At 72.2% G+C, this 17,948-nt stretch carries 13 protein-coding genes and 1 tRNA gene (1 of these 14 running past the window's edge); 8 read left to right on the top strand and 6 right to left on the bottom strand.

Annotated elements, in window-relative coordinates; genetic code table 11:
- Positions 1-20: 20 nt before the first annotated feature.
- The 5 genes from WMF46_RS14090 (at position 21) to WMF46_RS14070 (ending at position 6,055) form a co-directional block, all read left to right on the top strand.
- A complete protein-coding gene (locus WMF46_RS14090; protein WP_437986079.1) occupies positions 21-2,189 on the top strand; it encodes a DUF1565 domain-containing protein in 2,169 nt (722 codons plus the stop codon).
- 76 nt (positions 2,190-2,265) lie between these two features.
- On the top strand, positions 2,266-3,099 hold the full coding sequence (locus tag WMF46_RS14085) for a metallophosphoesterase family protein (protein WP_437986078.1): 834 nt from the start codon (positions 2,266-2,268) through the stop codon (positions 3,097-3,099).
- A gap of 86 nt (positions 3,100-3,185) precedes the next feature.
- Complete coding sequence (locus tag WMF46_RS14080) at positions 3,186-3,920, top strand: AgmX/PglI C-terminal domain-containing protein (protein WP_437986077.1); 735 nt, start codon at positions 3,186-3,188, stop codon at positions 3,918-3,920.
- 196 nt (positions 3,921-4,116) lie between these two features.
- Positions 4,117-4,275 (top strand): hypothetical protein, encoded by a 159-nt coding sequence (locus WMF46_RS14075; protein ID WP_157906653.1) that lies wholly within the window; start codon positions 4,117-4,119, stop codon positions 4,273-4,275.
- Between the two features lie 94 nt (positions 4,276-4,369).
- Positions 4,370-6,055 (top strand): L,D-transpeptidase, encoded by a 1,686-nt coding sequence (locus tag WMF46_RS14070; RefSeq protein WP_437986076.1) that lies wholly within the window; start codon positions 4,370-4,372, stop codon positions 6,053-6,055.
- On the opposite strand, the gene WMF46_RS14065 is transcribed toward WMF46_RS14070, so the two are convergent.
- The 5 genes from WMF46_RS14065 to WMF46_RS14045 all read right to left on the bottom strand — a co-directional run bounded on the left by WMF46_RS14065 (position 6,042) and on the right by WMF46_RS14045 (position 13,808).
- A complete protein-coding gene (locus WMF46_RS14065) occupies positions 6,042-7,310 on the bottom strand; it encodes a pyridoxal phosphate-dependent aminotransferase (RefSeq protein ID WP_437986075.1) in 1,269 nt (422 codons plus the stop codon). The two genes, WMF46_RS14070 and WMF46_RS14065, sit on opposite strands and share 14 nt — an antisense overlap.
- Positions 7,311-7,435: 125 nt before the next feature.
- The gene (locus WMF46_RS14060) at positions 7,436-9,871 is read right to left on the bottom strand and encodes a S8 family serine peptidase (RefSeq protein ID WP_437986074.1); all 2,436 of its coding nucleotides are present in this window, start codon (positions 9,869-9,871) and stop codon (positions 7,436-7,438) included.
- A 90-nt stretch (positions 9,872-9,961) separates the two neighbouring features.
- Complete coding sequence (locus tag WMF46_RS14055; protein ID WP_437986073.1) at positions 9,962-11,494, bottom strand: acyl-CoA carboxylase subunit beta; 1,533 nt, start codon at positions 11,492-11,494, stop codon at positions 9,962-9,964.
- A gap of 16 nt (positions 11,495-11,510) precedes the next feature.
- Positions 11,511-12,914 (bottom strand): VWA domain-containing protein, encoded by a 1,404-nt coding sequence (locus tag WMF46_RS14050; RefSeq protein WP_437986072.1) that lies wholly within the window; start codon positions 12,912-12,914, stop codon positions 11,511-11,513.
- Positions 12,915-12,953: 39 nt separating this feature from the next.
- The gene (locus WMF46_RS14045; RefSeq protein WP_437986071.1) at positions 12,954-13,808 is read right to left on the bottom strand and encodes a redoxin domain-containing protein; all 855 of its coding nucleotides are present in this window, start codon (positions 13,806-13,808) and stop codon (positions 12,954-12,956) included.
- A 24-nt stretch (positions 13,809-13,832) separates the two neighbouring features.
- Between WMF46_RS14045 and WMF46_RS14040 the strand changes: the two genes are divergently transcribed.
- The 3 genes from WMF46_RS14040 (at position 13,833) to tadA (ending at position 15,756) form a co-directional block, all read left to right on the top strand.
- Positions 13,833-14,456, top strand: coding sequence for a hypothetical protein (locus WMF46_RS14040; RefSeq protein ID WP_437986070.1), 624 nt, complete (start codon positions 13,833-13,835; stop codon positions 14,454-14,456).
- A 658-nt stretch (positions 14,457-15,114) separates the two neighbouring features.
- Positions 15,115-15,188, top strand: a tRNA-Arg gene (locus WMF46_RS14035).
- Between the two features lie 43 nt (positions 15,189-15,231).
- Positions 15,232-15,756, top strand: coding sequence for a tRNA adenosine(34) deaminase TadA (gene tadA, locus WMF46_RS14030; protein ID WP_437986069.1), 525 nt, complete (start codon positions 15,232-15,234; stop codon positions 15,754-15,756).
- 24 nt (positions 15,757-15,780) lie between these two features.
- Here the strand turns inward: tadA and WMF46_RS14025 are convergent, their stop codons facing one another.
- A protein-coding gene (locus tag WMF46_RS14025) for a transglycosylase domain-containing protein (RefSeq protein WP_437986068.1) crosses the window boundary here: on the bottom strand, positions 15,781-17,948 show its 3' portion. 202 nt of this gene lie beyond the right edge of the window; 2,168 of the gene's 2,370 nt are visible here — the last part of the coding sequence; the start codon falls outside the window, past its right edge; it ends in the stop codon at positions 15,781-15,783.

The following is a 17,948-nucleotide window of genomic DNA, read 5'->3' as shown; positions in this document are numbered from 1 at the left end:
GCATCTGCTAGGTTGGTGGAGTGTTGCGCGCGAAGCTTGGACACTCGGCGCTCTGGTGTCTCTTCTCTGTCGCTTCCAGCCTGTGCGCGGTCTCGCTCCTCGGCTGCGAGAGCACCGACCTGCCGCCGTATACCCACCTCCCGGGGGAGGGCGCCGGTGGCTCGGGGTGTGCGCCGGGGCAGATCAGCGGCGCCAGCGGATGTGCGCAGGTGGGCATTCAGGGCTGCGCCGACGCCTTCGTCGACGAGGACGGCTTCTGTCGTCCCGCGCTCGCGAAGTGCTCGCCCGGGACGATCCCGAAGCACGACGAGGGCTGCATCGAAGTCGGGATCCCCGGCTGTGCGGCGGAGTTCGTGGAGGGCGGTGCCTGCCATCCCACCATGGCCAGGTGCCCGGAGGGAACATTCGCGGTCCCGCAGAAGGGCTGTGTTTCCATCGACGGCCCGGACGGCTGCGGCTCGGCGCCGTGGGGCGAGATCGTCGAGACGCCCGGCGATCTCCACGTCGATCCTGGCTACGAGGGCGGAGACGGCGACGGGTCGCGGGAGAGGCCGTTCACGACGCTGGCGGAGGCGCTGGCGGGCGTCCAGGCGGACGGGCGCGTCGTCCTGGCCGAGGGCGAGTACGACGAGCCGATCGAGATCACGAAGCCCATCGAGATCGTCGGGAGGTGCGCCTCGCGGGTGGTGCTCCGGGGCGAGCAGAGCGATCCCAGCGGCAACGTCAGCGCGGTCTGGATCCACGACGTCGACCGCGCCGGCGTGCGCGGCGTGAGCGTGCTCAGCCCCTCGATCGGGGTGCTGATCCAGGCAGCGGCGGTCTCGGTGCGCGACGTCCGGGTGACGGGCGAGAGCGGCAATGGTCTCGTGGTCGCGCTCCCTGGCGCGAGCCTCGATCTGTCGCGCAGCCTCGTCCAGTCGTCGTGGGCGGACGATGGAGCCGGCGAGGTCTGGACCAGCGTGCTCGTCGTCTCCGGGGCCGAGGCGCGGCTCACCGAGAACGCGCTGGTCGGCGGCACGGTCAACCTGCGGATCAGCTCCGAGGCGGCGGAGGTGGTCGCGGAGGGCAACCTGCTGGAGGCCGCGGCGCTGCGGTCGGCGACGAGCGACGGCGTCGGCGTGCACCTCGAGGACGGCATGCTCCGCCTCGACGCGAACGCGCTCGTCCACCATCACCTGGGCGCGCTGGTGACGGGCGCCGGCGCGGAGCTCGTGGCGGCGCGCAACCTCATCGCCGCCCCGGCGGACGCGGCGCCCGAAGCCGGCGGCGTGGCCGTGGAGCAGGGCGCGCGCGCGTCGCTCGCGTCCAGCGTGCTGTCCGGCGCGTGCGACGCGCTGCTCGCCGTCGCGGACGCCGGCACGGAGGTCGAGGCCTTTGGCAACCTCTTCGACGGCGCGTCGACCTCGGAGAGCGGTCACCTCGGCGTCGCCGTCGAGCAGCGCGGCGGAGCGCTCTCGCTGTCGTCGAGCCTCGTGCGCCAGGCCGGCGACGCCGGGCTGTTCGTCTCGGGCGGGACGCTCTCGGCGAGCGGCGTGGTCATCGAGGGCACGCGCGCGAACCCGCTGCACCGGGATCGCGCCGCCGGCGTGCTCGTGCAGGGTGGCCGCGCCGCGCTTGCGTCGACGTACGTCCTGGAGCCCCACGTCGCAGGCGTGTCCGCGTCCCGGAGCGCGACCCTCGAGATCTCGGACAGCCTCATCGAGCGCTCGCTGCCGGAGGAGCGCGACGGCACGGGCGGCGTCGGCCTGCTGAGCGCCGGGGCGGCGCAGGTCCTCGTCCAGAGGTCGGCCGTGCTGGAGAGCCGCGTGGCGGGCCTGCTGCTGGCCTCGCCGAGCACGGTGGAGGACACGGTCATCCTCGGGGTCGAGGGCGGCACGTTCTCGGCCCTGAGCTCCGGTGGGCAGACGGAATCGGTGCCGGACCTGGGCGACGGCCTCGTGGTCCTGGGCTCGACGGCGCAGGTGAGCTCGGTGCAGGTGCGGCGCTGCGCGCGCGCCGGTTTGCTGTTCAGCGACAGCCACGGCACGCTCGCGAGCTCGGAGTCCACCGGCAACCGGTTTGGCCTCGTCGTGCAGGGCGCGCAGGCGCCGTCGGTGTCGGAGGACAACAGCTTCGAGGGCAACCAGGAGAGCGATCACCTCGCCGAAGGCGCGCTCCCCGTCCCGAGCAGCGCCACGCCCGCCCCGTGACGATCGCGGTTTGCGTCGCCGAGAGCTTGCGTCGATGTCGCGAGAACGACGTCGGTCAGGGCTCACGATCGCGTCGATGACGACGATCGCGCACCTCACGGACTTCCATCTCCTCGAGGCGGATCACGACCGGCGCCGCGGCGCCGAGCGGTGGCGGCTTCGTTACCTGAGCTTCGGCCGCCCCATCGACGCGGCGCAACGCCGCCGTCGCACGCTGGCCGCGCTCATCGAGGCGGGGCGGAGCGGGGCGGACCACCTGGTGCTCACCGGCGACCTCACGGAAGACGGGACCCCTGCCCAGTTCGAGGTGCTCGCCGCCGTCCTGGCGGAGAGCGCCTGGGACCCGGCCCACGTCACGTTGGTGCCTGGCAACCACGACGCGTATACCGAAGGCGCGTGGGAGCGCGCGCTGGAGGGCTGCCTCCGTCCCTTCGCGGCGACGAGCAGGCAGGGGACCGCCGTCGCGCTGCCTGGGGCCGTCGTGGCCGGGGTCTCGACGGCCATGATGCAACCTGTGACCCGCTCGGCGGGCGCGATCGCGGCCCGCGAGCTCTCGTGGATCGCCTCGCTCGCCGCCGAGGCGCGCCGCTCGGGCGACGCGCTCGTGCTCGCCCAGCACCACCCGCCGCTCCGCCATCCGATCGGCGCGATGCAGTGGCTGGACGGCCTCATCAACAGCGCTGAGCTCATGGCATTGCTCCACGAGCACGATCACCTTCACGTGATCCACGGCCATACGCACCGAGCGCACGACGCGCCGGTGCGCTCAGGCGCGCCGCCTCGCATCTTCTGCGCTCAGGCGCTCGTGGACGGACCTTCACCGCTACGCCTCTACCGTGTGCGTTGCGGGCGCCTCCTGTCCGAGCGGGCGCGCGTTCGGAGCGGCGCGTCGGCGTTCGCGCTGGCGTAGAATCTCTCACACGCACTGCAGCGAGCGTTCCCCTCATCGCGCTCTTTTCGCCCAAGACGCGGCTCGTATAGAGTCCTCGTTCGATCATGAAATTCACGCGCTTACTCAGGGGTACCATCACCGTCGTTGCTCTCTCGACGTTCGCGGCCCAGCTGGGCTGCGGCGGCGCCGCGCCCACGTCCGTGGCGCCGGTGATGGTCGACGCCGAGCCTGTCGAGACGTCGGGCCCGAAGATGAGCTCGGGTTCCGAGATCGGCGGCATGAACGAGGAGAAGGTGCAAGCGGCGTTCGAGCGCGTGTCGCCTCGGCTCTCGCGCTGCTACCAGAAAGGCGTCCAGCGGATCCCCTATCTCGGGGGCGAGATCCGCTTCAAGGTCCGGGTGACCGAGGAGGGCACGGCGCGCTGGGCGTTCGTGAAGGACTCCAACCTGGGCGATCGCGAGACCGAGGCGTGCATGCTGAGCGTCCTGAGGGCGACGAGGTGGCCGAAGCCGGTCGGCGGAGAGGGCCTGGCGGAGAACAGCTTCACCTTCGAGCCGAGCAGCGACGAGCGCCTGCCCGTGCCCTGGACGCCCGACCAGCTCGGGACGCCGTACAAGAAGGCGGGGCCGGCGCTCGCGTCGTGCCGGAGCCAGGCGGGCGCCAGCCAGATCAAGGCCACGCTCTACATCGACACCGACGGCAAGCCGCTCAGCGTGGGCGTGTCCAGCAACGACGAACGGGGCGAGGAGGCGGCCGAGTGTGTCGCCGGCGCGCTGCGCGAGATCACCTTTCCCTCTCCTGGCAGCTATGCATCGAAGGTGAGCGTCGACATCGATTGACGTGACGCCGCGCACCGCACGCAGCGATCGCCCGCACGCCGGGCTGGCCGCTGGCTGAGGTGCCCGGCAGGCGCGCCGCGGCGCGCTGTGTCCCGCCTGGTCCGACGCGGCGACGGCCGCAGGGCTCGTCCATTGGCCGCGAATTCTACCGCCCTTGCTGGCAGCGCGCGCCGCGGGACTGCGCTACGCTCTCGTCGTGGGCAAGGTCCTCCGGCAGATCCTGGTGCTCTTGTGGAAGGTGGCTCGCCTCGTCCTGTGGAAGTGGCTGAAGCCGCGCCTCATGAGGTTCGCGATGATCACGGCGGCGCTCGTCGGGGTCATCCTGCTCGTGGTGGCCGTGCTCGGCAGGCTTTAGCGGCGAGCGCGGCTCCCCGGCTGGCAACCGCGGGCGGCGCGGCTGTCGTTCGCTTGTCCGCGGTCGCAACCGGCAACTAGTCTCTCCCGCTTGCATGGCTAGCTCACCGCCTTCCTTCCTCCTCGCGGCCCTGACGTGCGCGATCGCGTCGGGGGGCGCCGTAGCTTGCTCCGAAGAGAGCCCCGCCGAGGCGGCGCCTGCCTCGCTCGAGGCGGACGCCCTGCGGACGCCCCCCGAGGCGGACGCGCCACGCGTGTCCTCGGGAGCGGCCGCGCCGCGCGCCGCGGTCGTCGAGGCGGCGCACGTCACGAAGGCGTCGGACCCGGCCCACGCGGAGGCCGACGCGCCGCCCGCGGCGAGCGCGGCGGCAACGGCGCCGCCCGCCGGCGCGGCGGCGGAGGGCGCGCGCATCTACTCCAAGGCGCGGTTTGCGTGGATCAGCCCTGGCCCTTACCCGACGCGGGGCTGGAGCGGCTACCTGGGGCTCGGCGGCTCCGTCGCGCTGCGCGGCGGCAGCGTCGAGTCCGCGCGGACGCCGGGCGAGGGGTGCGACGCGTGGTACGCCATCGAGCCGCGGGGCTACGTCTGCGCTGGCGCCAGCGCGGCGGTCGACCCGAACGACCCAGTCGTGGCCGCGCTGCGGCCGCACGCGCCCAGGGTCGAGTCCCCGTGGCCCTATGACTACGCGGAGTCGACCGGCGCGCCGCGCTACCCGCAGCTCCCGAGCGCGAAGGAGCAGCGGCGCTCCGAGTGGGACCTCGAGGAGCACCTCGCGAACATCGCGAAGGTGCGCGCCGCCGAGGGCGCTGGCGAGGACGCCATCCGCGAGATCGACGAGGCCCTCGTGGGCGTCGACCTGAAGCCCGTGGGGGTCGCCGCCCCGGCGCTGTTTCCATTCGGCGGCCTCGTGCGCGAGGGGCGCGACCGGATCGTGAACGGCTCGACGGTGGCGTTCACCCGCGCGTTCGACGCGCAGGATCGGACCTGGGTGGTGACCTCGGACCAGGCGTACATGCCGAAGGATCGCCTGAAGCCCTACCCGCGCTCGAGCTTCCAGGGCGTCTGGCTGAAGGACGGGCGTTCGCTCCCGCTCGCGTTCTTCCGCAAGACCGATCGGCCGAAGTACCAGCGGGGCCCCGGCGGCCGCTTCGAGCCGACCGGCGCGTCGTTCGCGCGGCTCGCCTCGGTCGGGCTCACCGGTCGCGCCGAGGTCGAGGACGGCGAGCGGCTCCTCGAGACGCAGGAGCCGGGGGTCTACGTGCGGGCGGACGACGCCGTCGTGATCGAGGCGGCGAAGAGCTCGCCGCTCGAGGGCGAGGGCGATCCGTCGTCGCCGCGCAAGTGGATCGAGGTGAGCGTGCTCGGCGGCTGGTTCGTCGCCTACGAAGAGCTCACCCCGGTCTTCGCGACGCTCATCTCACCGGGGCGCGGCGGCGTCCCGAGGCAGGGCATCCCCGCCATCGAGACCGCGGCGACGCCGACCGGGCGCTTCCGCATCGACGGGAAGTTCGTGACGGCGACGATGGTCTCGAGCACGAACGACAAGATCGTCCACTCCGAGGTGCAGTTCGTGCAGAACTTCAGCGGACCTCACGCGCTGCACGGCGCGTACTGGCACGACGCCTGGGGCGAGCCGAAGAGCGGCGGCTGCGTCAACCTCTCCCCCATCGACGCGAAGCAGATGTTCGCCTGGACCGACCCGCCGGTGCCGGAGGGTTGGCACGGCCTGCGGGCCTCCCGCGACGCCGGCCGCTCCACGGTGGTCCTCATTCACCGCTGATCGCGCGCGCGATCCGGCCGATGAGCCGCAGCGCGGCTTCCGCGAACACGTCCGGATCCAGCAGCAGGCCGACCACGAGGAAGCCGTCGCGCGGCATATCGAAGAAGTAGCCGGGGTGGACGATGATCCCCTCGTCGCGCACGAGGAGCTCGACCCAGCCGTCCTCGTCGTGCACGCGCGGGACCTCCAGCGTCGCGTACCAGCCGCCGTCGATCGGGAGCCGCCGGACCGCGCCCCCGGCGCGCGCGGCGATCGCCGCGTCGAGCGCGGCCAGATTGGCCTGCACGCGCGACAGGATCGCGCGCTGGACGGGCGCCCGCGAGGCGAGGATCTCCGGCAGCGCGAGCTGCACCGGGGTGCCGACCGAGAGGTAGGTGTCCGCGATGACCTCGAGCCGCTCCAGCGCCGCCGCGGCGAGCTCCGGCGGCCCCGAGACCGCGATCCAGCCGAGCTTGAGCTGCGGCAGCGCCATCACCTTGGAGAGCCCGCTCAGCACGAAGGTCAGCGCCTGCCGCGCGCCGGCGAAGCTCGGCAAGCGGTCCGGGGCGAGGTCTCCGTGGGCGTAGTCCCCGAAGACCTCGTCGACGATCAGCGCGAGCCCGCGCTCCTTGGCGCACGCCTCGAGCGCGGCGGCGTCGTCGCGACGCACGAAGGAGCCGGTCGGGTTGTTCGGATGGACGAGCACCACGGCGCGCGTCCGCTCGCCGGCAGCGCGCTCTAGCGCGCCGAGGTCGATGCGCCATCCTTCCTCCCTGAGGAGCGGGTAGGGCGTGAGCGCGACGTCCTCGAGGCAGGCGAGGTACTCGAGCAGCGGGTACGACGGCATGGGGACGAGCACGTCATCGCCGCGCTCGGCGAGCAGCTTGAGCAGCCATCCGTACGCTTCGCTGGTGCTGGCCGTCAGCACGACGCTCGACGGATCCACGTCGAGCCCGCGCTCCTGGTAGTAGCGCGACACCGCGGCGCGCGCCGCCGGATCGCCGAGCGGCAGCGGCGCGTACCGCGCGCCGCGCGGCTCGCCGAGCGGCGCGATGAGGTGAGCCGTCTCGGCGATCCCGCAGCGCGTCGGGTTCGACTCGGTGAAATCGACGAGCGCGCGCCCCGCCCCGCGCGCCTCGGCGAGCACGGAGGCGAGGCTGTTGCCCGAGAGATCCCAGCCTGTGCGCGCCGCGAACCGCAGCGGCCGGGGCGCGCGCGCGTGTCCCGCGTCCGCCTCTGCCGCGGGAGGTCGATCCACGATCACCCGTTTCTCCATGCGTCCATGCTCCATCGCCGTCGTGCTCTACCCCGCCCCGCCGCTCGGCCACGGTGACACGGACGGCGGCGGACGGCAGCCGCGCGCGCCCGGGCGACGCAAGGGCGCGCGGGCAGCGGAGGTGCTCAGCCGCGGCGCCGACGGCGCGCCGCGGACGCCACCACGAGGAGGCTCGCGAGGCCCCAGGCGGCGCGGCTCGACGGCGGCGTGCCGTCCGGGCGAGCCGCGGCCCAGGTGCACGCGCCGCTGGTCGCCTCGAGCTCTCCGTTCGCCATCCAGACGTCGCTCCCCACCGGGAGCTCGCGCGCGCCGAGCGAGGCGCCGTCGTAGAGCACGTCGACGGCCAGCGTCGCCCCTCCGGAGCCGCGCGGCGCGGCGACCGCGAACTGCCACAGCCCGCGGCGCACCTCCCGGAGCGGCGTGTGCATCACCCCGCCGCGGACGGCGACCGTGAGCTTCCCATCGACGCCCCTCACCGGGGCGCCGTCAGGGCGTCGCAGCTCGATCGTCCCCCAGACCGGCCACGACGGGTCGGGCCTCGCGTAGGAGCTCGACAGGACGTACCAGCTCTTGTCGAGCGCCGGCTCGTTCCCGCCGGTCTCGGCGGCCTCGAGCGCGAGGCGCGCGCCTTCGAGATCGAGCACGCCGGGACCGAGCTGCGCGTCGAGCGGCACCGCGCCCCTCGGATACCGCGCGCCTGCCTGGAGCGCCTCCGTGACCTCCGCCTGGCTCAGGTTCGGGTTGACCTGGAAGAGGAGCGCGATCGCCCCTGCGACCTGCGGCGCCGCCATGGACGACCCTGACGCGATCGCGTGGTGGTCGTCGACGACGAAGCAAGGCTCGTCACCGGGGCACCCGGGCGTATCGAACAGCCCTCCGGGATCGTCGCGCGGGTCGACGCCGCTGGCCATGGCGGCCGCGACCAGGCCGCCGGGCGCGCTGATCTCCGGCTTGGCCACGCCGAACGGCGTGGGACCAGCCGCGCTGAAGTAGCAGGCGCTGTCCTCTTCGATGTCCACACCGTCGAGGCTCGTGAGGCGCACGCTCGTGGAGCTCCCCTGCGGCTGCCAGCGGACGCGGTTGATGGTGCACCCCACGGCGAGCAGCCCAGGGTGGCTCGCGGGCACGTTGATCGTCCCTTGCTTGATGGCGCGCGGGAACAGGAGCCCGAGATCGTGCGACGGCGAGACGTCGCCGAGCCCTGTCACCCAGAGCTGCGCGTCCCCTTGGCCTCGCAGGCGGATCGCGAACTCGCCCGCCTTCCACGCCCCGCTGAAGGCCACGACGGCGCTGTTCGTCGCCGCGGTGATGGGCGACTTCCCGTTCGCGAGCCGGTTGATGACCGCGCCGGTCGTCTCGCCGTCATCGCCTGTGTAGCCGGCGTCATCTCCGGGCTCGATCAGGCCGATCCACGCCTCGCCACCTGGCCCGTCGAGGCCGACCGACACCTCGTCCCCGGGCCGGAAGGTGATCCAGACGTATCCTTCGCCGCGCTCCGCGCTCGGCGTCCGGATGGGCACGCGCGTCTCGGCGTGCGCCGACACGTGGGCCTCGGTGTGGATCCCGAGCGGCCCTTCGCCGTCGATCTCGTACGTCGCGCCGCTGTTGCCGGCGGCGACGACGATCGCCCGCCCCGGATGAGCGCTGCCGACCATCGCGGCGAGCCCCGCCTCGAGCGGGCTCGTCCCGTCGTGGGGCCCGAAATCGCTCCCGACGCTCAGGTTGACGACCGCCGGCATGTTCAGCTCCTCGGCGCGGTCGAAGATGAACTGCACCGCCTTGAGGATGTCCGGATCGTCGAAGCCCTCGCCGGGCCGCGCCGGCGCGGCGATGATCAGCGTCGCGGCGGGCGCCACGCCGACGTACCGGGGCCGCTCCGAGACCATCGGCCCGCCGTTGCCCGCGGCGATGGAGGCCACGTGCGTGCCGTGCCCCGCGATATCGCGGAGGATGCCGGGCTTGCTCTGCGCGAGCATCGCGTCGATGTCGGCGTCGGAGAAGATCGCGCACGCCGACTGGTCCGGATCATCGCACCCGTAGGTGTGCTCGAGCGCCGCGTGCAGCCCCTTCGGGCTTCCGGCCTGCAGCATCCATCGGATCCGTGTCTTGCCGTCCTTGTCTCGAAAATCCGGGTGGGTCACGTCGAGGCCGGTATCGACGACGCCGACGACCACCCCCTCGCCGTCCGCGCCGGTCGCCTTCCTGTACGGCTCGACGCGGATCCACCCCTTGGAGCGATCCAGCAGGGGCCGCCGCGGCGGTCCTGAGAGCAGCCTGAGCTCCGGGTGCGCGGCGGAGAAGGCGCCGACGTCGCCGGGCGCGAGCCGGATGGTCCCGAAGCCTGGCGCGACCGGGAGCAGCCCGAGCGCTCGCGCGTCGGCGCCGGCGGGCAACGGCACCATCACGGGGATGCGCCCCCGCAGATCGGCGAGCGGGTGCCGACCCAGGCGCGAGCCGAGCAGGCGCGCCACAGCCGTGGCCGGGACGTCGGCGCGCGCTTCACCCGCCGCGAGGGCGAGGCCGAACAGCGCGATGGAGAGCGGAAACCTGCGGGCGAGCACGCCGCGAGTCTACACCACGTCCGCGCGCGGCCGAGGTTTCGAAGAGCGCTGCCCTCGCGGCGCGCTCTCCGGAGCGCGCCGCGGGCCGCTTCACACCGGCGGCACGAGGTGCTTCTTTCGCGGCCTCTCCTCGACCTTGCCGGCGTACCGCTCGAAGCGGCGCGCCACCTCGCGGCGGAGGTTCGCCGTCGGGATGATCGCGTCGATCACGAGCTCGCTCGCGAGCTTCTCCAGATCGACGTCGGCCCGGTACTCGTCGCGCAGCTTCTGGACGAGCGCATCGCGCTCGGGCCCCGCCGGGATCGCCTGGATCTTGTTGAAGTAGACGGCGTTCACCGCGGCGCTCGGCCCCATCACGGCGATCGAGGCCGAGGGCAGGGCGATGCACTCGTCGGGCGCGAACGCCGGCCCGCACATCGCGTAGAGCCCGGCGCCGTACGCCTTGCGCACGACGACGGACAGCTTCGGCACGCTCGCCTCGCTCACCGCGGCGATCATCTTCGCCCCGGCCCGGATGATCCCCTGCCTCTCGACGACGGTCCCGATCATGAAGCCGGGCACGTCGGCGAGGTACAGGAGCGGGATATTGAACGCGTCGCACAGCCAGATGAACCGCGCCGCCTTGTCGGCCGAGTCCACGAACAGCACGCCGCCCTTGTATTTCGGCTGGTTCGCGACGATGCCGACCGCGCGTCCCTCCACGCGCGCGAGCCCCGTGACGATCTCTCGGGCATAGAGCTTCTTGATCTCGACGAAGCTGCCCTCGTCGATGATCGCGTCGATCACGGCCATGATGTCGAACGGCTTGTTCTCGTCGGCGGGGATCACGTCCTCGAGCGGCCGCTGCCCCGGCTTCTCCGGCCTCGGCTCGACGCGGGGCGCCGTCTCGGCGGAGCTCTGCGGCATCATCGCGAGGTAGCGCTTCGCGAAGGCGATCGCCTCCTCCTCGGTCTTCACCAGCACGTCGCCGCACCCCGAGACCGAGCAGTGCATGCGCGCTCCGCCGAGCTCTTCGAGCGTGACCTTCTCGCCGATCACCATCTCGGCCATCCGCGGAGAGCCCAGGTACATGCTCGCGTTGCTCTCGACCATGCACACGACGTCGCAGAACGCCGGGATGTAGGCGCCTCCCGCCGCCGACGGGCCGAACAGCAGGCAGATCTGCGGGACGAGGCCGCTCAGCTCGACCTGGTTGTAGAAGATCCGGCCCGCGCCGCGCCGCCCGGGGAACATCTCGATCTGGTCGGTGATGCGCGCCCCCGCGGAGTCGACCAGGTAGAGCAGCGGGCACCGGAGGCGCCGCGCGGTCTCCTGCACGCGCAGGATCTTCTCGACGGTGCGGCGCCCCCACGAGCCGGCCTTCACCGTCGAGTCGTTCGCCATCACGCACACGGGGCGCCCGCCCACCGTCCCGGTGCCCGTGATGACGCCGTCGGCCGGCAGCTCGGGATCCACCGCGTTGGCGAGCGCCGCGTCCTCGATGAAGCTGCCTTCATCGACGAGCAGCGCGACGCGTTGCCGCGCGAACAGCTTGCCCTGTTCCGCGTTCTTGTCGTGGTACTTCTGCGCGCCTCCCTTCTCGATGCGCGCCGTGAGATCCCGCAGCTTCTGATCGAGCGACATGGCGCGACCCATAGCCCTAAGCGCGCCGGGCGACCACCTCCCGCGCCGCCGATTCGAGCTCCCGCGCGGTCCGGGCGACCAGCACCTTCGTCGCCGCGGCGGCGTAGCGCGGCATCGCGCTGTCTCCCGTCCCCCAGGCGCCCGGCCCCTCGGGGCACAGCCACAGGAGCGCCCGCGCCCGGTCACGGAGCCTCCCCACGACCTCCGCCTCGTCCGCGAAGTAGTTCGTGCGCCCGTCGCCCAGGATCACGAGGGTCACCCGCCGGTCCACGTCGCGCCCGTGTCGCTCCTCGAAGGCCAGCAGGGCGCGCCCGTAATTCGAGTTGTGCGCCCGGCTCACCACCTCGCCGCGCTGGATCCGCTCGAGCGCCGAGCTCGCCGGCAACGCCTCGAAGAGCTCGGTCGTCTCGGCGAGCTCGCTCACGAAGACGAACGAGCGCGTCCGGTCGAAGAGCTCCTGCGCCGCGCAGACGAACTCGAGCATGAACCGCGCGGCGACGCGGACCGAGTCCGACACGTCGCACAGGATCATCAGGCGCGGCTTGTCGCGCCGCCGCGCTCGACGCGCCGGCTGGAACGGCACGCCGCCGGTCTGGAGGCTGCGCCGCAGCGTCCGGTGGGGATCGATCCTCCCGCGCCGCGCGCGGCGCCTCCGGAGCCGCTCCGCGCCCCGGAGCCGCAGGGACAGCTCCTTCACGGCGCGGCGCACCTCCTCCATCTCGCCCTCGCCGAGCGAAGCGAACGGGACATCCATGCGGCCCTGCGCAGCTGGCTCTTCGCCCTCGACGCGCCGGAGCGACAGCGTCACGTGCTCGCGCACGCGGTGCCGCATCCGCTCCAGCTCGGCGGCGAGCGCCTCAGCGAGGGCCCTCCCCCGCTCCTCGCCGAGCGCCTCCTCGAGCGCGCTCCGGATCCGCCGCAGCGCGCTGGCGACGGCCGGCACCCCGAGCTGATCCATCACCCGCTGCGCGAAGAACCCGACCTGGAGCGAGCTCGTCATCGGCGCGAGCACGCGCGCGATCCCGGCCGCCTGGAGCGCGCGGTCGAGCTCCCCCGCGGTCCCTGCGAGCGCCTGGAACGCGATCGCGTCGCCCGAGGCGCCGCTCCGCTCCGCCGCCGCGCTCAGCAGATCGCGCAGGGCGGAGAGCTCCCCATCCGAGAACCCTCGCTCCCGCAGGCGCCCCCACAGATCGCCGACGTGCGCGCCCGCGGGGGAGAAGAAGCGATCGAAGCAGGCGCGGTACCGGCGGAGATCGGCGGCGCGCTCGACGACCACCGCGCCGATGGCGTCGCGCAGCGTCCCTCGGTCGCCGAACCCGACGAGGGCGCACGCGCGCGTGACATCGATGGCCTGCGCCGTCGAGACGGCGAAGCCGTCGCGGCGCAGCGCCCAGAGGAACTCGTCGATGGAGAGGAGCATGGAGAGCGTACCGGTCCAGCCGGCGCGACCCCGCGGCGGCTACGGCGCCGGCGCGGGCTCCGCGAGCAGCGCCTTGAGGAGCTTCTCGACCTCGGCGTGCCGGGTCGGGTCGTACCCGACCACCACGTCCCGGATGACGCCCTTCTTGTCGATCACGAACATCGTGGGGAGCGCCTTGACGCCATAGGCCGCGGAGGTCGACTCCGACGCGTCCGCCGCGACCGCGTAGCGCATCGAGAGGGCCTGCGCTGTCTTCGTCGCGACGCTCACGTCGTCGGTCGTCACGCCCACGACCCGCAGCCCCTGCGCGGCGTACGCCGCGTGCCACGCCGAGAGCTGCGGGGCCATCAAGCGGCACGGCGCGCACCAGGTCGCCCAGAAATCGAGCAGCACCACGTTTCCGCGCAGGGTCCCGATGTTCGCCGGGACGGTCCCTCCGACGGTGGTGAGCGACCTCCAGGCTGGCGCGAACGTGCCGATCTTGTCGAGGCGAAGGATCTGATCGTGCCCGGGGAACGGCACCAGCGTCGGAGCGACGTCTCGCTCTCGTCCGCCGCGCCGGATCCGGAGGTTCACCACGTTTCCAGGCCCCGCGAGCGCGACACGCGCGACGAGCTGCTTTGGCTCGTCGATCTGGACGCCATCCGCCGCGATGACCTGATCCCCGTCCACGATGCCCGCCTTGGCCGCCGGCGAGCTGGTGACGACGTGCTTCGCGACCACCCCCCCGGCCGGCCCTGGCTCCAGCTCCACGCCCAGCCAGGCGCGGCGGGACGCCTCCTCGGCGGCTGCGTGCGGGGCGCCTCCCAGCAGCGCGGCGCCCGACAGCGACACCAGCGTGGCGGCCCAGAGGGCGCGCCATGCGCGGCCTCGCCTGGAAGAGGCCAGGTACATCCGGGCAGTGTAGCATCTCGACCGGTGCGGTCCCGAACCCGCCTCTCTGCGTGGTGCGCGCTCGCTGCGGCGTCGCTCGCCTCGATGACGCTCTCGACGGAGGCGCGGGTCCGCTCCGGGTGGGCCCCCCTGCCGCTCGGCTGTGCGCCGCCCCCGCCGTCCCCCGTTCACGTCGCAGAGACCACGGAGTGGATCGGACGCGGCTCCAGCTCCGTCCCCGAGGCGCGTGCGTCCGCCCCGGCGCCGGCTGCACCTCCGGCCGCGGCGCCCTCGGCGTGGGAGCTCGCCGGGCAGCTCACGAGCTTCCAGCCCGTCACGGGTCGAGCTCGCTCCCAGCACTTCACCGGCGAGATGGAGGCGGAGGTGAGGATCAACGCGGCGGCTGCGCCCTACCCGCAGCTCGGTCCAGATCGCGTCCTCCCCTCTGGCGCGGCCGTGGTCGAGTTCCACTACCGGGCGGGCGCATCGGAGCCGGACACGCTCCTGGCCATGGTGAAGCGACCGGCTGGCTACGACCCCGACGGCGGCAACTGGGAGTACCTCGTCCTCACGCCCCAGGGCACCTCCACCCACCGCGGCGCCCTGCCCCTCTGCAAGCGCTGTCATGCCGACGCCCCGCACGACCACCTCTTCGGCGGCCCCCGATAGGCGCTCGCGTGGCCCTCGGTAGCGCGACGCGTCACAGCGTCCGTTGGCCGGGGCTCTTGGTCCGCAAAGATTGCGAAACACGGCATGGCACGCGACACCGCTGCCCGAGCACCTCGTCGGACACGGATCCACGACAGCCGAAGAAACCGCGGCGAAACGTGAGTATTCCGCTGGACGTACGCGCGCGCGAGGACGCGCCGAGGAGGAGGCTGCGAGATGGCACAGAGGCTGCTCCAGGCGGAATTGGCCGTGTTCTGCGCTGTGGGCTGCAGCGTGTCTCGGTCCTCCTCCCCTCGTAACGGGCCTCACTAGCTTGTGCTTGGTCGTTCAGCGGGCGCCATCCCGCCTTTTCATGGCGCCGCTGCTGCTTGGCTTACGGCTTCTTCCCGTTTCGTCAGCTTGGCCTGCTCGTCTCGTGGTGCGCTTTCAGAGCTTCGCTTGCCCTTCGAGAGCGTGTGAAAGCGCGCGGCCATTCCGTGACGGAGTCGCCGCGCGCCCTGTTTTTGTCCTGCGCTCCGAGCAGGCGCCCTCAGGCATCGATCACTTTTCCTTTGACAGCTCGCTCAGGGGCGTATAAACGCCGGCACTCACTTCGCGCAACCGAGCGCGACGCGGGAGTGCGGTGGCGTAGCCACGCCTTGCACTTGTCTTCACCAGAGCGCCCATAGCTCAGCTGGATAGAGCATCGGCCTACGAAGCCGGGGGTCGGAAGTTCGAATCTTCCTGGGCGCGCCTGATCGGTCGTGTAAAAGGTCCTGAGCCTCTCATGGATGTCATGGATGACGGAGCGGATTTGCTCCTCTCCCCTGTGGCACAGCCGGAGGACCCAGCGAGCGTCGACGCGCTGTGGATGCGCGAGGCGCTCGCGGAGGCCGAGGCTGCGGCAGGTGCCGGTGACGTCCCCGTGGGGGCGCTCATCGTCGATGGGTCTGGGACGGTGCTCGCGCGCGGTCGAAACCGTCGCGAGATCGATCAGGATCCGACCGGTCACGCCGAGGTGGACGCGCTGCGGGCGGCGGCCAGACGGCTTGGTCATTGGCGGCTCGAAGGGGCGACGGTCTACGCGACGCTGGAGCCGTGTCCCATGTGCGCCGGCGCGCTCGTCAATGCCAGGATTGCGCGGCTCGTCTACGGCTGCCCGGACCCGAAGGCGGGAGCGGTCGACACGCTCTTCGCGATCGGGCGCGACAACCGGCTCAACCATCGCTTCGCGGTCACGTCGGGCGTGCTGGCAGACGAGTGCGCCGGCGTGCTCCGCGCGTTCTTCGCGAAGCTCCGGACCGCCGCGTCGAAGCGCTGACGGCCCGGCCCGCGCGTGCGGGCGTCAAGGCGCCGCCCAGGCGCCCCCCTCGTCCTCTCCCGATCTGTCCTCACCCGCCTCACCGCCGTCCTCGGAGGGCTGACGGGGCGCCAGATGAGGCGCAGGGGAGCCTCGCACCACGACCTCCTGGAGCCCCTTCTCCAGCTCCTCGTCGGAGATCCGATGGCGCCTGTGCGCAATCTGCATGAGCTTGCGCAGGTACCCGCTCCACGCAGCGGTGACCTCGCCGTTGGCATCGAAGTGCTGCACGCTCGGGTTTGGAAGGATCGAGGCGATGTACAGCGCCTGTCCGAGCGAGAGCTGCGCCGCCGACGCGTTGAAGTAGTGCCGCGCGGCGGCGCCGATGCCGTAGACCAGCGGCCCGAACTCCACCGCGTTCAGGTAGAGCTCCATGATCTGCTCCTTGGTGAGCTCCTGCTCCAGGTACATGGTGAGCAAGGTTTCCTGGAGCTTGCGCGCCACGCTCTTGGTCCGCTCGAGGTAGAGGTTCTTGGCGAGCTGCATGCTGACGGTGCTCGCCCCCCGCACGAACCTCCTCTTCCGGAGGTTCTCGCGGATCGAGTTCTTGATGGCTTCCTCGTCGAACCCGTGGTGCCGGTGGAAGGCGCCGTCCTCCGTGGTCAGCACGGAGACCTCCATGAAGCGGGAGATGTCCTCGTAGGGGACCCAATCGGCGGTCCCTGGCCCGGACTCGATGTCGACGCGCTTGCCCCCGGGCCCGTAAACCAGACGCCGGAACGCGCGCTTGAAGCGATCGACGCTGAGCTCCGGCGGCATCTCCGTCACGCGGCAGGTGTTGGAGACACCCCAGTCAAGCAAAAAATTCCGGTCGAGGTTCGCGGTATCGAACCGGAGCTTCCCTTCGATCCCGAACGAGCCGGCGAGCCTCATTCCGTGGAGCTTCGCCACGATCCCTTTGGGCACCGAATCCAGCATCGACTGGCAAGCCGTGAGGGGCACCTCGAAGGTACCGCGGACCCGGTGTGAGTTCCCGGCGTGCTCGTACTCGCCGCGCGCGATCAGCCTCAGCGCACCGAGGTCGACCTCGGCGTCCTCGGCGACGAGCTTGGACCCGTCGAGCTTGCCGTTCGCCTTCGCCCGCCATGCCAGGTCGAGGCCTGCGATGGGCTCGTCTGCCAGGGCCGCGCTCCGCAGAGAGAGGTTCTTCAGCCTTCCTTCACCGTCGACGCCGAGCGTCTGGCCGTCGGCCGAGAGGACGACCCGCGCGCGGCTGACGATCGACGTCCGCGCCACATCAAACAGGCCCATGTCCCCTTCATGGACGCCGAGGGTGGAGAGCCAGATCGGTCCGCCCTGCACGTCGGCGACGATCTCCTGCGGGGTCTCCTTCGCGTCGCTGAGCGGCACGCGAAGGCGAAAGGTGAGCGCTTGCTGGGCGTCGGCGCCGGCGGCCGCGATCGCGGCCTCTCCAGGCGAGAGCTCCACCACGAGCGAGCCAGCCTCGCGCCGCACGGCGAGGTGCCCTGGTCCCAGGTTAAGGTGATCGGCGTCGCGCCGGAGGCGCGCGGTGACACCTGCGACGTCGACCTTGGCGTCCTTGCCTAGCGCCAGATCGATGCCATGCGCGGCCCGCAGAAGGGCTTCTCGAACCGCAGCCCCTCGATTCCGCCCCGCATCGGCCCCGTCGCCGCGCTCGGCCGTCCTCGTCAGCTGTGCCGGATGGGTGCGCCCGCTCTGCTCAGGCACGACCTGAGGTTCAGGGGTCCCCTCCGGGAGCGCCACGTTGGCGTCGATGGAGTCGGCCGAGAGCTCGCTCACCTGGTATCGCCCCTGCTCCAGGGCGAGCACCAGCCGGCCGTGCCGGACCGAGAAGGCCGCCCGTCCCAGGGACAGGATCGCTTCGCGCGCAGCGATGGCTGTCCGCCCTCCCGCGCGCGACAGGTGCACGTTATCGGCCGAGAGGCTCTCCACGGGTGAGTCAGCCCGATCGGTCCAGACGAGCCGCAAGCCCTCCAGCTCGGTGCTACCGCCCCCCTCGCTCGTCGCGGTGCCGGGACGTCCTGCCGGTTGCCCCGCCCGCCAGGTCTCCAGCTCGTGGAGGATCGCCTCGCGCGGGCCGACGGCGGAGACCGTCCCCCCGCGCATCGTCACGCGCCGTCCCGAGACGCCCAGCGCGACGGCGACCTCCTCCAGGCGGATGGAGATGCTCG

The organism is Sorangium sp. So ce117 (assembly GCF_051524395.1).
Taxonomy (GTDB): Bacteria; Myxococcota_A; Polyangia; order Polyangiales; family Polyangiaceae; genus Sorangium; species Sorangium cellulosum_B.
This window is presented reverse-complemented; position numbering and strand designations above follow the sequence as displayed.